The following is a 5,139-nucleotide window of genomic DNA, read 5'->3' on the forward strand; positions in this document are numbered from 1 at the left end:
ATTGCCTATTCCCTGCCTACGCAAATCAGTTCAGAAATCAAAGCGGATTCCTATAAAATTAAGTTCTTTGCAACTTTACGCCGCCAGTTACTACAACAGCAAAGCAGCGGACTGGCTTGAATTCGGATGAACTTTCTTACACTATTCCACTATTTTCGACTCTGATTCTCTCAGTACCAACTCAGACATCAAATCAGGCAAAAACGGTTGTTCAGAATTTTTAGGTGTCTCAGTTTGTTCCTCAGCAGCAGGTAGCCAGTTGATAAATGGTAGGGGTAACAGCGTGCTGAGGTTAGTAATTACCACCAATAGCCAAAGTGACTCAAAGTTAGTTGCGGTGATCCCCAGCCAATAGGTAATTAATGCCCCGAATGCATGGGAAACCGTTGCTGCTGAATTGAACACCGACATTAACAAAGCAAATAATGTCGCTTCCACTCCAGGGGGACAAAGCCTTGCTGCTAGAACCATCACTTGCATAAAGGCAATTTTCCCCATCACAGTGAGAATAAGACTATCACCTAAACTAAACCAGTGGTCATCTATACCCAACAGCCTGTTTGTGTGAGTCACTAACAACAGCATTGTCATCCCTAACATTGAGGAAAGCACAGTACTCCAAGCAAAAATTACCCGAAAAGGGATGCTTTTGAGGAAACGTTGAAAAATCCAAACACCTGCTAAAGAAGCGAAACTTCCCACCAAGTTTACTCGCCCCAAAAATTCTGGTTCAAAGTGGAGTTCGTTGGTAGCGAAGTAGAAAAAGGCTGAGTCAGCATTTGGTGTAGCTTGCCAGATGAAGACAAACGCCGTTGGTAGCCAAATTCTTTTTTGGGTAATGGCTTGGCGTAGCTGCCGCAGTTGATCTTTGATTGGTAAAAGGTTGGTGTGATTACTATCTTTAGTATCTTTGCTGACAGGGGACTCAGCAATTAACCAAGCTACCCCTGAGACGATGAGAGGGAAGAGGGCGGTAATTCCAAAGACAGTACGGGTAGTAAAATATTGGAGCAGCAGACCACTGAAGTATGCTGTGATTAAACCTCCGATCGCAGAAGCACCCCAGCATAGAGATTGTAATGAACCTGCTTTTGCTTGGGATTCGCCTCTGGCTCGTTCCACAACCAGCGAGTCAACTATCACATCACTCATAGCGACAGACAGAGAACCAAGAGCGATCGCTAAGGTAGCTGCCCAGCTAGTATGAACTATTGTGGCCAAACTCACCCAGGAAGCAGTTCCCAGTATCCCGGATAAAATCAAGTAAGGACGCCGACGATAGCCAAATATAGGCAAACCATCAGAGATAAAACCAAACACCGGCTTGATCATCCAAGGTAGGAAGACAATTCCCAATAGCGCCGATACCTCGACTGGACTCAGCAGCAGTTCATCTTTGAGGAAAAAGCTCACGGCTAGACGTGATAACCCTAAAATTCCTTGGACAAAGTAAACGGTGAGAATTGCAATTAACTCTGCATTGGGTTCATTACCCAAGAAGATTTTTTGTGTTAGTGAGTCTTTGATCTTGGACAAGCCAGATGATTGAAGCACCATTCGATAAATATTTTTTAAGTTTTATCTACTTTTCTATCATATCGATTCTTAAGACCTGGGTTTTAGGATCATTTCTATCCCAAGTTAAGCCTGTGGACAATGCCCACACCTCTAAGCAGAAAGCAATTCGGGCATTATCCAAGTGTTGTAAAGCCGCTGATCATAAAATGAATGGGAAAAAATTAGGGCGAGCTTACTTAAGCTCGCCCTAATTTTTATTGAATGTTGACTTTTCACTGGAACTTTTTAAATCCAGGTTACGGCACACTACGCAAACGTAGAGCCTGGGGATAGTTAACTATGCCATCTGATGTTTTTTTGACATAGCTAGTAACATGAATTAAACTACCTCTTGCTAATCAACAAAAGAATCTTTATCAATGCATCCGACTGAAGAAGCTGCTGTCCCTACTCGCGTTATCGGTTTAATTAGTGGCACGTCCGTAGATGGCATAGACGCTGCTTTGGTAGAGATTTCCGGTACAGAATTGGATCTCAAAGTTGAGTTGCTAGCGGGCGCAACATATCCTTATCCAGCCGAACTCAGAGAAAAAATATTGGCGGTTGGTGCAGGCGTTGCCATTTCAATGGCAGAATTGGCAGAAATAGATGATGCGATCGCCATTGTCTTTGCCCAAGCCGCTCAAAATATTCAAATTGGTCATCAGCCAGCTACTCTCATTGGCTCCCACGGTCAGACAGTTTATCATCGACCACCTGCGGATAGGGGAATAGAAAAGAAAACCACTCCCCACTCCCCACTCGGTTATAGTCTGCAACTAGGACGCGGTGCATTAATTGCCCATCTTACGGGCATTACAACTGTGAGCAACTTCCGCGTTGCTGATATTGCTATTGGTGGTCATGGTGCGCCTCTGGTGCCCAGAGTAGATGCCTATTTACTTAGTCATCCCCAGGAAGGGCGTTGTATTCAAAACATTGGTGGTATTGGCAATGTTGCTTATATTCCGCCTCGACATGGCGACTGGCTCTCAAAAATTCGCGCTTGGGATACTGGCCCCGGAAATAGTCTGTTGGATCTGGCGGTAGAGCATTTAAGCGCTGGTACTAAAACTTACGATGAAGATGGTAATTGGGCAGCAAGTGGTACTCCTTGCCATCCATTGGTAGAACAATGGCTTAATCAAGAATACTTTCATCTGCCGCCGCCCAAATCCACTGGACGAGAGTTATTTGGTGTGACTTACCTGCATCAGTGTTTAAAAGATTCCCAAGCATACCAACTTAATGCTGCCGACATACTGGCAACTCTTACCGAACTGACAGCTGCTTCAATTGTTCATAGTTACCGCACTTTTTTGCCGCAAATGCCACAGCAAGTACTATTATGTGGCGGTGGTAGTCGCAATCTCTATTTGAAAAAAAGATTACAGTTATTGTTGACATCAATACCAGTCTGGACTACAGATGAAGTCGGCTTGAGTGCAGATTTTAAAGAAGCGATCGCCTTTGCAGTTTTAGCTTACTGGCGACATTTGGGCATTCCTGGCAACCTACCTACTGCTACTGGGGCACCTCAAGAAGTGCTTTTGGGAGAAGTTTACCAACATCAGTCTTGAGTCTTGATTAGGGAGTGGGAAAAGAATTCCTAACTTCTAACTCTTAACTCCTAACTCAGCACTGCTATAACTGTAGTCTTGGCGGCACTCGATCAAGACAGGGAATATAAAAGTGGCTCATACTTTTTTATTAGAACCAGGACGCTGGGCAATGGAAGGAAATTGGCTGGAACGTAATGGTACGCCAATCAGCGTCAAGGGTATGACCTTGGTAGCTTGGAATCGAGATAACTGGTTTACTATGGCTACAAAACTGATATTCCCAGGTAGCGATCGCTCAGAAATCTCTCTCCAATACAAGGGGCGACTGCATGAGGGAGAGCGACAGTATACTTTTTTACTACAACACAATATTTGGGGGCAAGTTGAAGGTGAAGGCTGGATTGGTCTAGATACAATTGTGCAGCGTTACTGGGTACTAGGCGATCGTCAACGTCGTAGTGGCTTTGAAACCCTACATCGGATTTCGGAAAATACATATTACCTCAGTAGTGGCATCTTAGAAGGTCATTTTTTAGCTAACACAATGGAAGCTAGCCTAGAGCGTCAGTCAACCTAAGAGCAGTACTGCCTGCTGTGCGCCTAGAGTGGAAGTCTGGCGCTCAAAAAACTCTGGCAACGCATTGCTTTCCTAACGTTCAATGTCTCATACCTTACCTTGAGAAATCATCATTTATTCTCACTTAACTACTGAGTTGTATACTAAAAAATAAATTATCAAATTATCGTCAGACTTTTAGTATTTTTACCGAACCTTGTAGTCTGGAGTCCAGTTTTATGAATCCTAAAGTCTCTGTCATTATCCCTGCTTATAATACTGAAGCTTATATTGCGAAGTCAATAAAGTCAGCCCTAGAGCAAACGCTTACTGATATTGAAGTTATCATAGTCGATGATGCTTCAAGTGATAAAACTGTAGAAGTCGCTAAAAGTTTTACAGACCAACGTCTCAAAGTTATTGTTAATCAACAAAACCTTGGGGCTGCTGCTGCACGAAATCGTGCCCTTAGAGCAGCCCAAGGAGAATGGATTGCTGTGCTTGATTCAGATGATTGGTATGCTCCAGAAAGATTGTCTAAGCTTGTGTCGAGAGCAAATGAAATCAATGCAGACATGATTGCTGACGATGTTTATTTAATCAAGGATGGTGAAACATCCCCTTGGAGCACATTGATTCAAGAAAGTGGAGAAAGTATAGAAAAAATCCTCCAAATTGATATCGTTTATTTTGTAGAAACTGATGTCTATGGACAACCAGGGTTGCATCTTGGTTTAAGCAAACCTCTATTCAAGCGAGAATTTTTGGTTAAGCACGGCATCGAATATGATGAAGACATCAGAATGGGTCAAGACTTTTGGCTTGATATGAAATGCTTAATCAAAGGAGCTCGCTTTTTTATTGAACCAAAACCTTATTATTTCTACCGTTCGCGCCCTGGCTCTCTTGTATATCAAAGCCAATTACCACGTCTAAATCAATACTGCAAAGCTACTAATTCTTTCATGCAACAAGAGGTTGTGAAAAAGAATCCAGCTTTAATGCACGCTCTGTCTTATAAACTTGCAGTCTATAAGAAAAATCTAGCATACCTTCAAGTTGTAGAGCCTATAAAACAAGGAAAATTGATCACGGCATTGACAGAAATTAGGAACAATCCAGGCTTTCTTTATGATTTTATTTCCAGATTGAACAAAATTATCGAGCGTCGATTTCAATACTATGTAATGGGTAATAAATCAAGTTTTGATATTTATCCTAACATACAGAAAAAACGAAAAACTACCAATTAGTAGTATGACAGTTTTATTAATAAAAATGCATCATTACATAGTTTCAGAATGAGCCTAAAGGTCAAAAATATGGTCAGGCAATAAGACAATTTTTTAACAGTATTGGGTGAATATAGATTAGCTACTACATAAGCAAAGTCTGGCTCCGTGGAAAGCATATAGGAATCCGCTTTGATTTCTGAACTAATTTGCGTAGGCAGGCAATAGGCAA

General features: G+C 42.2%; 4 protein-coding genes. 3 read left to right on the forward strand and 1 reads right to left on the reverse strand.

All coding sequences use genetic code 11. The annotated features are described in order from the left end of the window. Positions 1-141: 141 nt before the first annotated feature. Positions 142-1,557, reverse strand: coding sequence for a folate/biopterin family MFS transporter (locus tag ABF638_RS36575; protein WP_435027649.1), 1,416 nt, complete (start codon positions 1,555-1,557; stop codon positions 142-144). Between the two features lie 380 nt (positions 1,558-1,937). Here ABF638_RS36575 and ABF638_RS36580 point away from each other — a divergent pair, with 380 nt between their 5' ends. The 3 genes from ABF638_RS36580 to ABF638_RS36590 all read left to right on the forward strand — a co-directional run bounded on the left by ABF638_RS36580 (position 1,938) and on the right by ABF638_RS36590 (position 4,928). Next, positions 1,938-3,137 (forward strand): anhydro-N-acetylmuramic acid kinase, encoded by a 1,200-nt coding sequence (locus ABF638_RS36580; protein WP_435027650.1) that lies wholly within the window; start codon positions 1,938-1,940, stop codon positions 3,135-3,137. Positions 3,138-3,249: 112 nt separating this feature from the next. Next, positions 3,250-3,696, forward strand: coding sequence for a hypothetical protein (locus ABF638_RS36585; protein WP_435027651.1), 447 nt, complete (start codon positions 3,250-3,252; stop codon positions 3,694-3,696). Positions 3,697-3,914: 218 nt separating this feature from the next. Further along, entirely contained in the window at positions 3,915-4,928 is a 1,014-nt protein-coding gene (locus tag ABF638_RS36590; protein ID WP_435027652.1) for a glycosyltransferase family 2 protein, read from the forward strand. Positions 4,929-5,139 lie beyond the last annotated feature (211 nt).

The organism is Nostoc sp. CALU 1950 (assembly GCF_051172895.1).
GTDB classification, from domain to species: domain Bacteria; phylum Cyanobacteriota; class Cyanobacteriia; order Cyanobacteriales; family Nostocaceae; genus Nostoc; species Nostoc edaphicum_A.